We start from the raw sequence: 15,974 nt of genomic DNA on the forward strand, positions 1-15,974 counted from the left end.
TGAGGAAAATTACTGAAAAATGGCGGGATTTCCTGCGCCCTCTCTCACAACTTCCGGTTCTCCACTGCTAAAGTCCACAATAGTTGTAGAACCGATAAATTCAAATTCACCTGGATCGATGATCATATCAATCATGTTTCCAAATGCATCTTCAATGAGAGCACTGTACAAGGGCATATCCGGATCGGCACCCTCCACCATATCGTGGGAAAGGTGAGTGCTAAGAAGAACGCCATCAAAACCATCCAAGATAGTTCGTGCAAGCTTACTTGGAGGAAAACGAATCCCAACCTGATGGTCGACTTTTGAGGCCTTTAAGAATTTAGTAATCTTCTTTTGAGCTTCGAAAATAAAGGTGTAGGAACCAGGGATGACCTTCTTCATTAGACTGAAGGCCCCATCGTTAATGAGAGCTATTTCCTGCGCTGTTTTGAAGGTGCAGCAAAGGACGGTTAAATGCTTGGTGTTTTCAATGTGACGGAGGCGGTAAAGCTTTTCTACGCTGTCTTTATTGAAGGGATCGCAGACCACTACCCAATTAGTCTCGGTGGGAAAACACAAAAGCCCCCCGGATCTTAAAATCTGGGAGGCCTTGGCTATAATTCGATCATCTGGATTATGTTCTAAAACGTATTCAATCATTTAGTGTCCGCTGACACTCATCTCTCTTCCAAGTGATTTAGAACGGCGCTCGAAGAAGTTCTGAGATTCTTCTCTCTCAGACTCTTCTTTACAAAGAATGCACATTTCAGAAGTTGGACGAGCAATGAGTCTCGAATAAGTAATGGCTTCACCACACTCATCACACATACCATATTGCTCAGATTCGATCTTACTTAAGGTTTTCATAATCTTCTTGTAGTACAGACTTTCGCGGTTCGAGAAACGCATGTCCGCAGCTAGAAGGATATTGTCATTTGCAGAATCAACCTCGTCCTTGGCTCCAGTGATGGAATGATTCTCGTATTCGCTTTTCTTCAGTTGAAAGTTTGAACGGATACGCTCCGCTTCAGCTAAAAGTTTGTCTCGAAGCATCGTAATTTGCTTGTCTGACAAATGACTGTTTAGTCGAACTGACATCCTAAGTTCTCCTCGTTACAGGTGTTGCGTGTATTGGTAGAGAAAATTAAAACAAGACTTTTTTTTATTGCCAACTTTATAGAGTGTTCCAAAGAGTTGATTTGTCTAACATTTACTTTCACGATTGCGAGTTAGTGTAAGGTTCTGATACATCTAGAGCACAAAAATAGGTATATGAATGTCTCATTCTAAAGATCAGTTTCTAAATGACGTTTTTTTGACACTTCAAAATTACATTCGTGAGAGTGGGAATTCTGAAAAAGTTGTCTCTGTTAAGAGACCAGACGCTCTAAAAAAAATACTTCCAGCAATCAGTGATGAAGGTGTTAGTGATCAAACACTTGTTCAAGAATTGAAGACGATTCTTGATCATAGCGTGAACACGACTCATCCCATGTTCTTGAATCAACTCTTTGGTGGATTCGATGCTGCTGCCTGGGCCGGAGAAGTAGCAAGCACGCTGCTTAATCCAACCATGGCAACCTATGAGATTGCCCCTATAGCGACAGTAATTGAAAAGAGAATTGTTAACGAACTCTTGGAGATGATGGGCCTTGAAAGAGGCGAAGGCATCATGGTAACAGGTGGAAGTAATTCTAACTTACTTGCCATGCTTTGTGCTCGAACCGATTACAACCCAAGCATTCGCCAGACTGGTTTTGGACATAACCGCTTCCGCGTTTATGTTTCGGCCGAGGCACACTATTCATTTGATAAGGCCGCCAATATCACCGGGATTGGAACTCAGAACTTGATTCAGATTCCATCTAATGACAAAGGGGAAATGATCCCTGAAGAATTAGAAAGAATTATCGCCGCCGACATCAAAGATGGTTATGTGCCAATCATGGTAGGGGCCACATTTGGAACAACTGTTTTAGGTGCTTTTGATCCTCTGCCAAAAATTGCTCGCATCTGTGAAACCTACAAAGTATGGCTGCATGCTGATGCTGCCTGGGGTGGTGGGGCCCTGTTCTCGCACTCTGCCCGTCATTTGTTAAAAGGTATTCAGCTTGCTGATTCTGTAACATTCGATGCACATAAGACTTTAGGAACTCCATTAATTACGTCCTTCTTTTTAACTAAGCACTCAGGCATTTTAAAGAATACTAACCGCGGTGGTGGGGCTGAGTATTTGTTCCATGAATATGACAACTCTGAGTGGGACACTGGAACTTATTCCCTTCAATGTGGAAGACGTGCCGACGCTCTTAAATTTTGGCTTCTTTGGCGTTCGTACGGAACTGAAGGCATGATTCAGCGAACCGAGCATCTACTTGAGCTTGCTCGTTTTGCGACGAAAGAGATCTCTGAGAACCCACGCTTTAAGCTTATACACTCGAACTATTTAAATGTTTGTTTCCAGGTTCATGCCCGTCGTGATGTGGAGAACATCAACTCGTTTACCTTGAAGGTCCGAAATGCTCTTTTAAAAGAGGGCAAGGCCATGGTGAACTATGCCACAAGGGCGGATGGGACCGTTTTCTTCCGTTTGGTTTTCCCAAATCATCAAACTCAAAAAGGTCACGTAAGTGAGCTTTTAAAGATTATACTAGAAACAGCTGACCGAATTGAAATTGCCTAAGGAGGCAACATGCACGTTCCGTTTCACCCGATGATTGTCCATTTTCCAATGGCGCTGACATTCATTCTGCCAATTTTGGTACTGGTGTTCGCTTATATGATTCACATTAATAAGATGACTCCGCGTGGATGGCTGATCATTGTTGGTCTTCAGCTGGCCGTGACTATCACTGGATATGTTTCTTTGGAATCTGGTGAAACTGAAGAGCATACAGTTTCAAAGGTCGTGGCGAAAGACTATATCCATGAACATGAAGAGGCCGCAGAGATTTTTGTTGGCTCAACTGTAATTGCTCTCGTTGTTTCAATTGGTGCTTTCTTTCTAAGAAAAGAACTTCAACTTCCTATCAAAGTCGCTGTGGCGGTAATTGGTCTGGTGTCTTGTTACCTTGCATACCGCACAGGAACTTTAGGCGGAGAGTTAGTTTATAAACATGGCGCGGCCTCTGCTTACGCAGTGGGAGAGTCGCAACCGGAAGGAATTCTTCCTACTCCGGGTCTTAATACCTCTGAGTCACCGATGCCAATAGACGAAAACGAAAGTCTTAAAGCAGATGAGAATGACTATGGGAATGGAGATGAGTCAGAATCTGACGACGAAGTAAAACAGGAGGACTAATGAAAGTTCTATTTCTTCTTGGTTTAATGAGTTTTAGTGCTTTCGCTCAACCGATTTATCCTGTTGCCTGCGATGGAAGTGATCTAATTTCTAATCAAGGGCGCGTGATTTATCAATTCACCTTCACATCGGATTGCCGAGAGGCCTTAGAGACTTCCCGTCTGAACCAAGGTCGCTTCTGTGATGATGGAAAACTGGTTGGTGAAAATGGTCAGGTTGCCCATTATTTTACGTTTGAATCAGACTGTAAGGATGCTCTGACTGATCTAAGAAATTCATACTACGGACTTTTTTGTGACGATGGAGACATGATTCAGATCAGGCGTGGGTCTATTGCTAATTTTACTTTTGAGTCAAATTGTAAAACGGCACTTCAAGAGGCCGCCAGATATAGAGGTCTTTTTTGTCGAGACGGTCTCATGATGAATCATCGAGGTGAATCTCTGCGTGATTATACTTTCAGATCAAATTGTCAGGATGCCCTGAGATCATTTTCTGAAAATAAAGTAAACCGCGCCCACTAGGCAAAGTGAAGCGTAGACAAAATTTCGATTAAGCGGCTCTTTCATAAAGAAGATCGTAAACAGGGAGAAAATCACCATGGTGACGACTTCCTGAATGATCTTGAGTTGCGCCAGAGTGAAGTATCCATATCCAATTCTATTGGCCGGCACCTGAAAGCAGTATTCAAAAAGCGCCACGCCCCAACTGATGGCAATGGCGATCCACATTGGTTTCCCTGCCAGAGTCTTCAAATGCCCATACCAGGCATAGGTCATAAAGATATTCGAAAGAACAAGCAGCGCGATTGTTTTAAACATATTATTTCAATAGCTCACTTACAGTTTGAGTAAATTCAGTTTTCCACTTTTCGTAAAATTCACCTGTGCTTGGTCCGTTGAAACCAGCGTGAACTTTTACAACTTCGTGGTTCTTATTCAAGAACACAGTGGTTGGAAAAGCAATGAAGTTTTTTAGTCCCGGAATCTTTTCGGCCGGTTTATCTGCACTGGTAGAACCAGCGAGAAGAAGGGCGTAAGGAACTTTCTTGGTCTTCTGAACTTTCATCAGCTGTTTCTTGGCATCCGCTTCTGTGAGACTTCTCTCAAATGCGAGGGCCACAATTTCAATTCCACGCTTGTGATTCTCGTTATACCAAGGAATGAGGTAATTCATTTCATCAATACAGTTTGGGCACCATGACCCGAAGAAAGTGATGATCACAGGCTTGTTCAGATACTTTGGATCCTTGAGAGAGACTTTTTTACCCGTCAGGTCTGGGAATTCAAAATTGAGAGCGGTAACTTGAGTCTGCTTGTAGGCATCTGGAAGTTGGGCCTTATCATCTTTTGAACCTTCAACTGCCGTTCTGTAATTGGCAAGGATTTTTGCCTTCAACTTTCCATCCTGAACCACCCCACGAAGAAGATAGTTGTAAACACCATCGAAGCTTGCTGCCTCGAATTCAACTCCTGATACAAATCCTTCGAAGTAACGATAGTCGCCAGTCGGAGTAAGAATTGTTCCGTGAAGATCGTTTCCTTTTTGTTTAAAAACGATGATCCCATCTGTCTTTAATTCTTGTTCATCGGTCATCACAACCTTCCAACGGCCGTTAAGATCGATTCTTGGCTTACTTTTTTCTTCTGGAAAACGTTCTTTTTCTCCATGAAGAGCAAAAACAGGCGTTTTGACTTCGGGTTTTTTATTGTGTCGGATGAGAAATCCTGTCATTGAGTCCTGAGCCGATAATTTCATGTCCAGGCTCATTTCATACATTTGAAGTGGAATTTTAAGCTCGTCATTGGCAAAGGTCAGACCCTTCAATTGAATGGTCTCTTCCCCGTTATGAAGGACCCCGGAAAAGTGGTTATTTTTCTTTTTAATATCGATCACGAAAGGGATCGTGCCATGAGTGGCCCTAAGCTCAAAACGCCACGGCCCGGTGTTTAAAGTTTTAGAATGTGCCATAAAGCTCATCAAAAGCGTGTTCAGAGACAAAAGAAGCGCAATTTTTTTAATCATAAGCTTTAACCCCGCGGCCTAGTTTGGTAATATCTTGGTCCAATCGTGGGATTTTGTCACCTTTGACGGAGGATCGATGAAGCAGTTCATCATAGGCCAACGCTGGATATCGGAATCTGAGCCTGAACTAGGGCTTGGAGTTATTGTTGAGGTAGAAGCGAAGACCGTTACTTGTTTTTTTCCAGCAGCTAAAGTGGACCGCAGATACGGCACTCAAACCGCACCATTACGCAGAATTAAATTTGTTCAAGGGGACGAGATTAAGGCCCAGGACGGAACAAGCTTTATTCTCGAGAACACAACTGAAGCACAAGGCATTGTGACTTATCACGGAGAGGGGAAGACCCTTTCTGAGTCATTGCTTGCTGACACACTTTCGTTTTCGAAACCGGAAGAGCGTTTGTTCGCCGGTAACATTGATTCGAATGAACTGTTCAAACTTCGTTATGATGTTCTTTTAAATCAGCGAAAACTTTTCATTTCTCCTATTCGTGGTTTTTCTGGACCACGATTGAATATCATTCCTCACCAAATGTATGTGGCGAATGAAGTAACAAAACGTTCTCGTCCTCGCGTACTCCTGGCCGATGAAGTGGGTCTGGGTAAAACCATTGAGGCGGGTCTAATTCTGCATCAATTAATTCTTACTGGAAGAGTTGAACGTTGTTTGATTCTTGTTCCTGATTCACTGGTTTATCAGTGGTTCGTGGAAATGCTGAAGAAGTTCCAGATGACTTTCACAACGATTAACCATGACTCAAAATTAGAGCGTGGGGACCGTCCGTTTGAAGATGGTCAGTTGTTTGTGGCATCTTTGAAATATCTCATGAAGGAAGACTGGTTATTAGAACAAGCGGTGGATTCGAAGTGGGATCTCCTGGTTGTGGATGAGGCCCATCAGCTTCGTTGGTCACCAGATAATGCTTCGATGGAATATGATTTTGTGGCGGCGATTGCGGCGGGAACTCCGGGTGTGCTTCTTCTTTCTGGTACGCCGGAAATCTTGGGTCTGGCCGGACACTATGCTCGACTTCATCTTCTTGATCCAAACCGTTTCCACGACTTCAATCAATTCGTGGAAGAGACCACGGGCTATAAGCCAATCACTGATCTCGCGAACAAACTCATAAAGGGATCGGCCCTTACTGCCAACGATAAAAAACTTTTGAAAGAAAAAGTTGGAGTCGATGTAGAGGACAAAGAGAAGGCGCTACAAATGCTCGTGGATCGTCATGGAACCGGTCGCGTGTATTTTAGAAATACTCGTAAGACCATGGCGAGCTATCAGGAGTTTTTCCCGAAGCGTGTGTTTAACTCTTATCCGATTAAGATCGGAAAGACGAAGAACCCTGAGAAAAAACTATTTGAACAAAAGGCCCAGTGGCTTGCTGAGTTTGCTGAAAAGCACAGAGACGATAAGACCCTTCTTATCTGTCACGATAAAGAAGTGGTGATTGATCTCGAAAAGGCCCTTAAAGATAAAACCACGGCGAAAGTGGCGTTCTTCCATTCGGGAATGAACCTCATGAACCGTGACCGTCAGGCGGCGTATTTTGCTGATCCTGAAGGTGCTCAGATTCTTTTAAGTACGGAAATCGGATCAGAAGGTCGTAACTTCGAGTTCGCTCGTCATTTGATTCTTTTCGATCTACCGAAACTTCCTGATCTTCTTGAGCAGCGTATTGGTCGTCTCGATCGTATTGGTCAGAAGAATGATATCCAGATTCATGTGCCATATGTTGAAGGTTCAGCGGATGAGTTACTTATGCGTTGGTATCACGAGGGCTTTAATGCTTTCGAATCTTCTCCACGTGGGGGAACTGAGCTTTATGCGACAGTGAGACCAGAGCTAGTGGAACTTCTTCAGGAAACAGAAGAAGGAACTTTCCCAGAGAAGAAATTTGCGGCGTTTTTAGATAAAACTCAATCCATCCATCAGGACATTGAGAAGAAACTTGAAGAAGGTCAGGATCAGCTAGTTGAAATCAACTCATTTAATCACAATAAGGCGATGGAGTTCGTGAAAGAACTTAAGGCCATGGATGATTCAAATGATCTTCGTGATTTCATGATTAATCTATTTAACCAGCTAGGAGTGGACGTTGAGGACATGAATGATCCTTATACGTTTTTCATCAGACCTGGTGACAACATGTATCTTCCTCACTTCCCTGGGCTTGAGAGTGAAGGAATGCAGATTACTTTTAAACGTGCCAATGCCCTTTTAAAAGATGATACGACTTTCCTTACCTGGGACCATCCGATGGTGATCGGTATTATGGATTTCATTTCTTCGAAAGAGATGGGGAACTCAACCATCGCGAGCTGGAAGACTCCTTCGAAAGAGCCATTCCTGTTTGAAGGTTACTTCTTACTTAATTGTGTGACTGAGAAGAAGCTTCAAATTGAGAAATGGTTCCCGCCAACTCCGCTTCGTGTCCTCTTAGACTCGAAAATGCAGGACGCGACTCAGAAGATGCCGAAAAAGTTCATCGATGAGAACGTTGAGCCACTTGATGCTGAAAAACGTGCTCAACTAAAAGAACTTCCGAAAGACTTCATCAAAGAATGTATCAAACGCGGAAAAGAGCTGTGTATTGCTCGCGCGAAACAATACAAGGAAAAGTTTAAGGACGATATGATGAAACACATGAATGCTGAGATTGAAAGATTGGAGGCACTCAGAAAGGTTAACCCTACGGTTTCAGAAACTGAAATCCTGTTACTAAAACATAACCGCGAAAAAATGGTGAAGGCGATGGATAAGGCCGAGCTTTCTCTGGACTCCCTTCGCATCGTTATTAATTAAGGAGTAGCTATGAATGAACTTAATGACGACACAATCTTTGAAGTAATTGAAAAAGAACCTCTGGTGTTTATTGATTTCTACGCTTCTTGGTGTGGATCATGCCGTGTGGCCGCTCCAATGTTCTCAAAAGTCGCGGAAGCTGAAGGTGTAAAAATTTATAAGATTGACGTTGAGAAAAACCCAAAGATCAAAGAGATGGTGACTCTGCCGGGTCTTCCATCAGTTGGATGTTTTAAAAATGGTGAGCCACAAGATCTTGTGAACGTTACGAAGGAAGAAGCTTTCCGTGAGTTCGTTCAGAAAATGAAGGCGTAACAATGAACGCAAAAAACATGAAAGAGCTCGCCGGGAAATATACCTTCGATGAGCTTAATAAATTTGCTGATGAATTTGAAAATACCGGAGTGGCCCCGGTTAAGACATCAGAAGAGCCGGGGGACCAGATGAGTGATTATCTCATGGCCGCTGAGCTACGTTTTCTAATGGATGAGCAGGGACTAGATGTGAATAATGCCCTTCGCGAGTTCTCAAAAAGAGTGAGAGGAGTTTTGACTTAAATGAATATTAAAATCCGTCCCGGGCTTCTCTTTGATATCCAGACAATCGCCGATTTTCAGGTGAAGATGGCCTTTGAAACAGAAAATGGTTTAAAACTTGATCCTCCTACAGTCGACAAAGGTGTTACTGCAGTGATGGATGATCCTTCAAAGGGCAAATACTGGTTAGCAGAAATTGATGGCCAGGTTGTAGGATGTCTTCTTACTGTTCCGGAATGGAGTGACTGGCGCAATGGTACCGTTCTATGGATCCATTCGGTTTATGTTCATCCAGATTTCAGAAAGCACGGGGTATATAAGGCCCTTTATTCTCATTTGAAGACCATGGTGGAAGAGTCACCAGATCTAAGAGGTCTTCGTCTCTATGTCGATAAAACCAATGTAAAAGCACAAGATGTGTATAAGAAGTTGGGTATGACGGATGAGCATTATCATTTATACGAGTGGATGAAAGGGTAGTGTAAGAAAACCTAGCTGAGTGTGGGACGATGAAGGGTGTTTGTGCAGGCCTTAGAGGAACTTCGAAGAGGTTTTAACTTCTTGTTCCGGGGATATTGTGTGAACTTTTTAGGAGTCCTCACCCTCAGCTCAATATCCTTAGAGCAGGATTCGTGCCAACTTTAAGTCGTTGAAAAGCCGTACTGATTCGGTCTGGAATGGTGCCAGATTGATTCTGCGGTTCTTTTTGAGACCAGGGGGCGGAGTCAGAAAAAACCGCTTTAACATCTAGTAAAGCTTTATCACCCAGAGAGAATTTTAGCTGAACCTAAAACTCGATTGTGGATAAAGGTAGAGATCATGCTTAAGAAGCAAGGCGGTTTCAGTTTAGTTCAAGTGTTAATGTCGATTGGGCTCCTATCTGCACTTGGACTTGGTGTTGCTCAACTGATCCAAGATTCTAATAAGGCCGTTAATAAGATGGAAGTAGATGCGGATCTTTTAGTCGTCTACCGAAGCATTATGAGCGTGCTCTCAGATCCGCTCAATTGCGCAGAAACGTTCCGAAATCGTCTTGCTGCAAATACACCAAATGCTACGATTCAAATTAAGAAGGATGTGAAAGGCGTCTTCGTTAATGAATTTCCTGCTAACCAAGTTTATGGTTCAAAACAATTAAAAATTCTAAGTTATTCTCTTTCTGATGCGGCAGCTGATGTTGATGTGGCCACTAAGAATACCACTCATCTTATTATTGAATTCGATCGTGGTATGGGGAAAGTCGGATCAAGAATCATAACGAAAAAAATTGTTCTGAATGTGCAGGTCGATGCTTCGAACCGGATCACATCTTGTTCGGCCCATGGTGAAACCGGAAGTGATATCTGGAAATACTCGGCAAATCAGAGCGATATTTTCTTCAGTGGAGGTAATGTAGGAATCAATACCAGTACTCCTGCGGAGAAACTTCACATCTATCGAGGAAATGCTAAAGTTTATATAGACGGGAATGGTGGTTTAGGTGGACCTCCTTCTGGAATGTTTCTTACAGGAAATAATATTACCGGCCAACAAATTGGACTCTTCTTTGGAACTGACGGCCCAATTTACGAACGTGGATTGGTATATGACACTGCCTCGGCCAGATTGAGTCTCGTTAATAATGCAAGTTCTGCTACGAGGACTCCACGCTTAGTTGTGAAACCAGATGGTAATATCGGAATTGGCGAGATTGATCCCAATCATTTGTTGAGTCTCAAATCACATGGCACTCTCATCGGAAACAATGCTCAAATCATGATTAGAGACCCTGATAATCTTTCGAGAGGTCTGGGTATTGGTTATGAGCAAACCAATGCGGTCCAGACTTTTGCCTTCCTTCAGACATCATTTGATGGAATGGGTCTTTATCCACATCTTGTTATGCAGGCCTCGGGTGGAAATGTCGGAATAGGAACTACAACTGCCTCTCATAAGCTTGATGTTGTTGGCACCAATGGTACAACGGTGGCCCATTTTTCCGATGGGTCTCAAAGCTGTTCAATTCGTCCAGCAACTTCCGGCAACATCACTTGCTCTTCGGATGAAAGGCTTAAGAAAAATATTAAGGCATTCTCTAATTCAGAAGCTTTGAGAAAAATTCTGAAGCTTCAAACTGTGACTTTTGAATGGAAGAGTCTTAATGATGGTGCCCATACTGGCTATATAGCTCAAGCGGTAGAAAAAATTATTCCTGAACTCGTGAGCACTGATAAATCTGGATACAAGCAAATTGGCCAGATGGGATTAATTCCATGGATAACGAGTGCCATTAAAGAGTTGTATACTGATTCCAATGACAGAATCAAAAAGCTTGAAGCTGAAAATGCTGAGTTAAGGATTCGGGTTGAGAGAATTGAGAAGATGTATGCGGCTAAAAGTATTTGACGCTTTTCCACTTCGGCGCCGAAGTCTTAAGATTGGCTAATAAATTCGGCAACTTACGCTCTGTCTAAACCCTATACACCCCTGGAAATATATTCAATCGGTCCCCTGAAAATCCACCAGCTCTCTATAATCCTTCCATCAAGGATTATTAATGAAGAAGCTCACTATTCTTTCACTAGTGCTTTTCACAGCTCTTGCTCAGGCAGGAGAGGTTGAAGTTAGGGGCTCAGAGTTCTTTAAAAAAGAAGTAGAGGAGTCGCTAAGACTTCTGCCAACGAATTACCTTGATGCTGTTAAAAAGAAAGTAACGATTGAAGAAGAGTCACTAAAGTCAGATCAGTTCTATACAGAGAATCTTTGTAAATTAAATGAGAAAGTAAAATTCGGTTATACCCTAAGACACAAAGTCGCGATCAGCTCACGCCTTGTGAGGCTTGCGAATTCAAATGCGGATTCGTTTGATTGCGCTCATGGCTCGTTTCAGAACATGCTTCGTGCCACTATCATTCACGAACTTACTCACGTAAAAGACAATGCTGAGAAGATCAGCTCTGACGTAGATTTTCAGCGCATTGTTGGAATGAAGCGTGTGAATTCTCGTAGTAAAAAATCTGTGATGAATGCCAACACTTCGACTTCACCTGATGCTTACGAGTTTACAAATCTTGAAGAATCTCTAGGTGTAAACGTTGAGTATCTGGTGCTTGATCCTGAGTTTGAGTGTCGTAAACCAGCGACTGCTAATTTCTTATCAAAAAAGCTTAACATCGCTCTTAAGGGCGAGTGTCAGAAGAACTATAAAGTTCTCGCTCAGTCTGCTTTCCTGGAAGATAATTATCAACTTGCCACAAGCATTGATCCAAAACGTGTTTACCAAGTTCATTATCTTTTCGCCGGTAAAGGGCAACAGCTTATGTCTCGATGGGGACATGCGATGTTCCGCCTGATTGTTTGTGCTCCTCACAGAAAGACAGTTGGCCCTGAGTGTATGAATGATGTTTCTCATCATCTGGCCTTAAGCTACCGCGCTTATATGTCGGACATGAATCTTAACTATATGAAGGGCATGTTTGGTGGTTACCCATCACAACTTTTCGTCATGCGCTTCCTGGAGATTCAGCAAGAGTATACTAAGTTTGAACTTCGTGAGCTTTACAGCGTTCCACTAAAAATGACGGCGGCACAAAAGCAAGATTTCATCGATATCACGCTTGAGCGCTACTGGACTTACCAAGGTAAGTACTACTTCTTCGATAATAACTGCGGTACTGAAACGAAAAAACACCTGGCAGTAGCATTGGATGAAGAACAGGCCGATATGATTTCATCAATCACTCCGCTTAAGCTTTATAACGATATCGTAAAACACGAAGACGATCTCTCTGACGGTAACCTTCAAGGTCTATCGAAAGATCAAATGATCGCCAAACGCTACTTGATACCAAGCATGTTCCAGGACTTTAACTCAAGCTATCAGTTCCTACGTCCTTATATGAGTTCATTTAAAGACTCTGACTTCAATAAGTTCCTGAAGAAGACCACGGCGAGAGCTCGTCTGATGGATCTGGAGAAGTTTAAGAACGACTTTCTTGGAATGACAGACGTAAATCTTAAAAAACAAATCATGATGAAGCTTACTCATCTAGAGCGATACCTTTCTACTCGTTACATGATGGCCATTCCTAAAAAGGCGATGGAAATGATGGATAAGGACCAAGACCTTAAAGATGCCGTGATGCAAATGGGTGAGTCTCTTAAAGAACTGAATGTTCAACCATGGAACGTAGTGAACTCTCTGTACGGTGTACCAACCGCGGATGAGTTCCAGGAACTGTATCCAAAATTCATCGAAGGTCGCAAAAACGCTGTGGCCTCTTCACTTGATCAACAAATGGAAAACCTAGATTCATTACTTGGCAGATCTTACTTCACGAAAGAACTGGCCGAGATGGAAGACATGAAAAAAATTAAAACGATTACGAATGAATTTGTTCAGAACGTAAGTGTAATTAAATAACCCTTTGGAGGATTTTATGAAAAAACTACTTTTTGTTGCTGCTCTTGCTCTAACTGTTGGCTCTATGAACTCTTTTGCTGTTTCTTTCGTTGAAACGACAGCTTCTCCGTTCATTACGGCGACTCGTCTTCTTGAGTCTACGGTTGCGGCCCCTTTCCTTTCAACTCTAGCTACAGTTCAGCAGCGTGGTGTTGCTGGTCGTGAGCAGATTAAAGATGAGATGGTTGCTCTTAACGACGATATCGTTGCTGGTCGCGTGAGTTCGATCGATGAAGTTCGTCAGCCTGCCCTAAAAGAGCTTTTCGCTGAAATCGCTTCAGATGAATCACAAATGGATCAAATTAATTCAGTAGTAACTGAAGGTTCTGAACTTCACAAGGTTGCGACTGCTGTTTCTTACTTAATGCTTGCTGAGTAATCCTCGGCTTGGAGGTCCTATGAAGAAAATTTTGATGGCAATGATTTTGATGTTCTCGATGAATTCTTTTGCGCAGGTTGCGCTTGAGATGTCGACGGCCACATCTCTATCACCTTTTGCAACTGCCACTCGGTTTCTGGAATACGGCTCGGTAACGACTCTGGCCCCTTTCGCTTTGACGATTGCCACGGCCCAGTCGAGAGGAGTTGCAGGGAAGGAACAAATCAAGGACGAATTAGTGGAACTTAATGAGGACATGATCGCAGGACGCGTGACTACAATTGAAGAGGTTCGTCAGCCAACGTTAAGAGAGTTGTTCGAAGAAATTGCTGCGGATGAAGAGCAAATGAACAACATTAAGTCTGCGCTTCAGATGGATACGGAGCTAAAAACTATCTCGACAGCGGTTACGATTGCGATGTTGATTGAATAAAAAATTAAACCATTCCTTAGGAGGAATTATGAAAAAACTAATCATGCTTGCTGCTTTGGCCCTTTCAGTTAATGCTTTCGCCGTTTCATTTGTTCAAACGACGGCTTCTCCATTTGTTACTGCAACTCGTCTGGTTGAGCTTACAGTTCTTGCTCCTTTCGCAAGTACTCTTGCTACTGTTCAACAGCGTGGTGTTGCTGGCCAGGAACAACTAAAAGATGAACTGGTTGCTCTTAACGATGATATGCTTTCAGGTGCTGTTAAAACAATCGATGAAGTTCGTCAGCCTGCTCTTAAAGAGCTTTTCGCTGAGATCGCTGCTGATCAATCACAAATGAATAGCATCAATTCTGTGCTTGAATCTGATTCTGATCTTGAAAAAATCGCTGGAACAGTTGCTGCTGTTCTTATGAATCAATAGTTAATTATTCTTAAATTCCCAAAAAAAAAGCCCGAGTTAAAACTCGGGCTTTTTTTATTTTTTAAAACCTGCAGGGGAAGGAACGGGGATATTTAAAGGGAGGGCTTTATGGGGAAAAGTGTAGTGGTTTAAGCTAGCTTTTCCTGGGACATTTTCTGAACTTTTTTATGGAGTTCGGTCCCCCTGCTTGGAGACATATAAAGCAAGGGTGATGCCAATGAATAAGGATGCGAGTTCAGTCATAACCTCCCAAAAAGATATAGTTATTCCTATCGTCAAAATAAAAAAGCTCTTAGTCAGATTGCCCCAACGGGAAAAAAGGGTAGGGGCAAAACTGTCAGATATGATTTGTAAGGTTGTGTAAGTTCCAAGATTCTACGAAGTTAACCCAATTCTATTGATGTAAGAATATGTAAGACGCGTGCTAATCAACGCTCAGAAATACTTTTTCTGAAGCACTTTGGGACGATGTTTCCACTTTGAGCTCAGGATTTATTGAAACGTCGTGTCCTTTGTCGCGAAGATTCTTCACGATGCTTCCAATCTCAATTCGTTCGCCGCGATTTAGTTGGAGAGTGGTCGAGAGCATTGAAGTCTCCTGATCCGGTGGAGGATTATTCAGGGCCACAATAGTTCCCGGAGGAAGATTAACAGGAACAATTGGTTTAGGATTTTTTCTCACTTCAAGCGAGATCTCATAGCGATTTGGATTTATAAAGCGACAGCGACCTTTGATCTCATCTTGATCAACAGTCAGATTGAAATCTTTCAGCGTTTGAATTTTCAAAACATCTGAGCCATTAGTCGTGGATGTAGATTGATTAAGAACATCCAGCCCCACTTGGGTTGAATCCAGATGTTTGGATTTTTCTTTTTCAACTTTCAACTGACAGGGATCTCGTCGTACATCTTCACTGGAAAAAGAAATGGAAACGTTAGGAAAGGAAGAGCGAATGAATCGCTGGATAAGTTCATGGCGATGTTCACTCATTTGGATGGTGAAACATTTGCCGTCCATCGTGAGCTGATCACTTGGAACCTGAATCGCTCTAAATTTTTCCCGGGCAGTGCTACTTTCAGCAGGAGAACCAAAACAGTATTTCTCTGATGCCGGATCAGAAGCAAAGGCCTGCAAAGAAAATAGGAGTAATATCCACATAGAGAGATTATAATCCAGAAATGCAGAAAGAACTTTCTTATTTAACTCCCGAAGGCTTTACCGTTTTCACCAGTCATTATCTTAAGAATAAAGGCACTTGCTGTAAGTCGGCATGTCTTCATTGTCCTTATGGTTTCACGATCAAAAAACACGGAATTCAATTTCGCGATGTTAGTGAAAATGATTTTGACTTGGTTGAAGAGATCCTGAAGGAGAATGAATCTTCAGTTGAATGGAAAACTTTCTGGCCCGAGAACGTTAAGCTTGTTTTGTTAAAAGAACGAGTTGCGGGCCTTATGCTAAAGAACCATATCGTTGTGAAACATTTGCTCCTTAGGCCCCATTTTCAGCACCAGGGTATCAGTAAAGAACTAGTTGAGAGCTATTTCTTTATCTAGTGGCCTAAGAACTTGGCAGGGTCCTTTCTTAAAGGTTTCTTTAATAAAGCCATTTTTCCAGTGATTTAGAGACGTTTGGGGTGACAAACT

The 15,974-nt window shown here is 42.5% G+C and carries 18 protein-coding genes; 13 read left to right on the forward strand and 5 right to left on the reverse strand.

The window, feature by feature from the left end; genetic code table 11:
- Positions 1–9: 9 nt before the first annotated feature.
- The gene (locus tag SOO65_RS04510) at positions 10–642 is read right to left on the reverse strand and encodes an L-threonylcarbamoyladenylate synthase (RefSeq protein WP_321397616.1); all 633 of its coding nucleotides are present in this window, start codon (positions 640–642) and stop codon (positions 10–12) included.
- On the reverse strand, positions 643–1,080 hold the full coding sequence (locus SOO65_RS04515; RefSeq protein ID WP_321397619.1) for a TraR/DksA family transcriptional regulator: 438 nt from the start codon (positions 1,078–1,080) through the stop codon (positions 643–645).
- 178 nt (positions 1,081–1,258) lie between these two features.
- Here SOO65_RS04515 and SOO65_RS04520 point away from each other — a divergent pair, with 178 nt between their 5' ends.
- Genes SOO65_RS04520 through SOO65_RS04530 form a run of 3 tightly spaced genes read left to right on the forward strand, consistent with a single transcriptional unit; the run spans position 1,259 to position 3,807 of the window.
- A complete protein-coding gene (locus SOO65_RS04520) occupies positions 1,259–2,665 on the forward strand; it encodes a pyridoxal phosphate-dependent decarboxylase family protein (protein ID WP_321397622.1) in 1,407 nt (468 codons plus the stop codon).
- 9 nt (positions 2,666–2,674) lie between these two features.
- The gene (locus SOO65_RS04525; RefSeq protein ID WP_321397626.1) at positions 2,675–3,283 is read left to right on the forward strand and encodes a DUF2231 domain-containing protein; all 609 of its coding nucleotides are present in this window, start codon (positions 2,675–2,677) and stop codon (positions 3,281–3,283) included.
- Positions 3,283–3,807: a hypothetical protein gene (locus tag SOO65_RS04530; protein ID WP_321397628.1), complete on the forward strand. Its 525-nt coding sequence runs from the start codon at positions 3,283–3,285 to the stop codon at positions 3,805–3,807. The genes SOO65_RS04525 and SOO65_RS04530 overlap by 1 nt, the downstream gene beginning before the upstream one ends.
- Here SOO65_RS04530 and SOO65_RS04535 read toward each other — a convergent pair.
- Both SOO65_RS04535 and SOO65_RS04540 read right to left on the reverse strand, forming a co-directional pair.
- The gene (locus tag SOO65_RS04535) at positions 3,772–4,104 is read right to left on the reverse strand and encodes a DMT family protein (RefSeq protein ID WP_321397631.1); all 333 of its coding nucleotides are present in this window, start codon (positions 4,102–4,104) and stop codon (positions 3,772–3,774) included. The genes SOO65_RS04530 and SOO65_RS04535 overlap by 36 nt on opposite strands.
- 1 nt (position 4,105) lies before the next feature.
- Positions 4,106–5,308: a peroxiredoxin family protein gene (locus SOO65_RS04540; protein ID WP_321397635.1), complete on the reverse strand. Its 1,203-nt coding sequence runs from the start codon at positions 5,306–5,308 to the stop codon at positions 4,106–4,108.
- 76 nt (positions 5,309–5,384) lie between these two features.
- Between SOO65_RS04540 and rapA the strand changes: the two genes are divergently transcribed.
- The 9 genes from rapA (at position 5,385) to SOO65_RS04585 (ending at position 14,327) form a co-directional block, all read left to right on the forward strand.
- Positions 5,385–8,117, forward strand: coding sequence for an RNA polymerase-associated protein RapA (gene rapA, locus SOO65_RS04545; RefSeq protein ID WP_321397639.1), 2,733 nt, complete (start codon positions 5,385–5,387; stop codon positions 8,115–8,117).
- A gap of 9 nt (positions 8,118–8,126) precedes the next feature.
- Positions 8,127–8,432, forward strand: a complete 306-nt coding sequence (locus SOO65_RS04550; protein ID WP_321397641.1) for a thioredoxin family protein — start codon at positions 8,127–8,129, stop codon at positions 8,430–8,432.
- Between the two features lie 2 nt (positions 8,433–8,434).
- Positions 8,435–8,674: a DUF6952 family protein gene (locus SOO65_RS04555; RefSeq protein ID WP_321397643.1), complete on the forward strand. Its 240-nt coding sequence runs from the start codon at positions 8,435–8,437 to the stop codon at positions 8,672–8,674.
- A complete protein-coding gene (locus SOO65_RS04560; protein WP_321397645.1) occupies positions 8,675–9,133 on the forward strand; it encodes a GNAT family N-acetyltransferase in 459 nt (152 codons plus the stop codon).
- Positions 9,134–9,472: 339 nt separating this feature from the next.
- Entirely contained in the window at positions 9,473–11,038 is a 1,566-nt protein-coding gene (locus SOO65_RS04565; protein WP_321397647.1) for a tail fiber domain-containing protein, read from the forward strand.
- A gap of 151 nt (positions 11,039–11,189) precedes the next feature.
- Positions 11,190–13,055, forward strand: a complete 1,866-nt coding sequence (locus tag SOO65_RS04570) for a DUF7844 domain-containing protein (RefSeq protein WP_321397649.1) — start codon at positions 11,190–11,192, stop codon at positions 13,053–13,055.
- Between the two features lie 16 nt (positions 13,056–13,071).
- Positions 13,072–13,473 carry a hypothetical protein gene (locus tag SOO65_RS04575; RefSeq protein WP_321397652.1) on the forward strand — a complete coding sequence of 134 codons (402 nt, stop codon included), beginning with the start codon at positions 13,072–13,074 and terminating at the stop codon, positions 13,471–13,473.
- 19 nt (positions 13,474–13,492) lie between these two features.
- Positions 13,493–13,906, forward strand: a complete 414-nt coding sequence (locus SOO65_RS04580) for a hypothetical protein (protein ID WP_321397655.1) — start codon at positions 13,493–13,495, stop codon at positions 13,904–13,906.
- Positions 13,907–13,934: 28 nt separating this feature from the next.
- Positions 13,935–14,327 (forward strand): hypothetical protein, encoded by a 393-nt coding sequence (locus tag SOO65_RS04585; protein ID WP_321397658.1) that lies wholly within the window; start codon positions 13,935–13,937, stop codon positions 14,325–14,327.
- Between the two features lie 424 nt (positions 14,328–14,751).
- Here SOO65_RS04585 and SOO65_RS04590 read toward each other — a convergent pair whose 3' ends face one another.
- The gene (locus SOO65_RS04590) at positions 14,752–15,486 is read right to left on the reverse strand and encodes a hypothetical protein (RefSeq protein ID WP_321397661.1); all 735 of its coding nucleotides are present in this window, start codon (positions 15,484–15,486) and stop codon (positions 14,752–14,754) included.
- Positions 15,487–15,506: 20 nt separating this feature from the next.
- Between SOO65_RS04590 and SOO65_RS04595 the strand changes: the two genes are divergently transcribed.
- Positions 15,507–15,884, forward strand: a complete 378-nt coding sequence (locus SOO65_RS04595; protein ID WP_321397664.1) for a C1orf53 family protein — start codon at positions 15,507–15,509, stop codon at positions 15,882–15,884.
- Positions 15,885–15,974 lie beyond the last annotated feature (90 nt).

Origin of the sequence: Peredibacter starrii, assembly GCF_034259205.1 — a bacterium.
Taxonomy (GTDB): Bacteria; Bdellovibrionota; Bacteriovoracia; order Bacteriovoracales; family Bacteriovoracaceae; genus Peredibacter; species Peredibacter starrii.

Bases quoted from the DNA above. Each gene is read 5' to 3' on its own strand.
- SOO65_RS04510 (WP_321397616.1), bottom strand. From the start codon at position 642: ATGATTGAATACGTTTTAGAACATAATCCAGATGATCGAATTATAGCC.
- SOO65_RS04515 (WP_321397619.1), bottom strand. From the start codon at position 1,080: ATGTCAGTTCGACTAAACAGTCATTTGTCAGACAAGCAAATTACGATG.
- SOO65_RS04520 (WP_321397622.1), top strand. From the start codon at position 1,259: ATGTCTCATTCTAAAGATCAGTTTCTAAATGACGTTTTTTTGACACTT.
- SOO65_RS04525 (WP_321397626.1), top strand. From the start codon at position 2,675: ATGCACGTTCCGTTTCACCCGATGATTGTCCATTTTCCAATGGCGCTG.
- SOO65_RS04530 (WP_321397628.1), top strand. From the start codon at position 3,283: ATGAAAGTTCTATTTCTTCTTGGTTTAATGAGTTTTAGTGCTTTCGCT.
- SOO65_RS04535 (WP_321397631.1), bottom strand. From the start codon at position 4,104: ATGTTTAAAACAATCGCGCTGCTTGTTCTTTCGAATATCTTTATGACC.
- SOO65_RS04540 (WP_321397635.1), bottom strand. From the start codon at position 5,308: ATGATTAAAAAAATTGCGCTTCTTTTGTCTCTGAACACGCTTTTGATG.
- rapA (WP_321397639.1), top strand. From the start codon at position 5,385: ATGAAGCAGTTCATCATAGGCCAACGCTGGATATCGGAATCTGAGCCT.
- SOO65_RS04550 (WP_321397641.1), top strand. From the start codon at position 8,127: ATGAATGAACTTAATGACGACACAATCTTTGAAGTAATTGAAAAAGAA.
- SOO65_RS04555 (WP_321397643.1), top strand. From the start codon at position 8,435: ATGAACGCAAAAAACATGAAAGAGCTCGCCGGGAAATATACCTTCGAT.
- SOO65_RS04560 (WP_321397645.1), top strand. From the start codon at position 8,675: ATGAATATTAAAATCCGTCCCGGGCTTCTCTTTGATATCCAGACAATC.
- SOO65_RS04565 (WP_321397647.1), top strand. From the start codon at position 9,473: ATGCTTAAGAAGCAAGGCGGTTTCAGTTTAGTTCAAGTGTTAATGTCG.
- SOO65_RS04570 (WP_321397649.1), top strand. From the start codon at position 11,190: ATGAAGAAGCTCACTATTCTTTCACTAGTGCTTTTCACAGCTCTTGCT.
- SOO65_RS04575 (WP_321397652.1), top strand. From the start codon at position 13,072: ATGAAAAAACTACTTTTTGTTGCTGCTCTTGCTCTAACTGTTGGCTCT.
- SOO65_RS04580 (WP_321397655.1), top strand. From the start codon at position 13,493: ATGAAGAAAATTTTGATGGCAATGATTTTGATGTTCTCGATGAATTCT.
- SOO65_RS04585 (WP_321397658.1), top strand. From the start codon at position 13,935: ATGAAAAAACTAATCATGCTTGCTGCTTTGGCCCTTTCAGTTAATGCT.
- SOO65_RS04590 (WP_321397661.1), bottom strand. From the start codon at position 15,486: ATGTGGATATTACTCCTATTTTCTTTGCAGGCCTTTGCTTCTGATCCG.
- SOO65_RS04595 (WP_321397664.1), top strand. From the start codon at position 15,507: ATGCAGAAAGAACTTTCTTATTTAACTCCCGAAGGCTTTACCGTTTTC.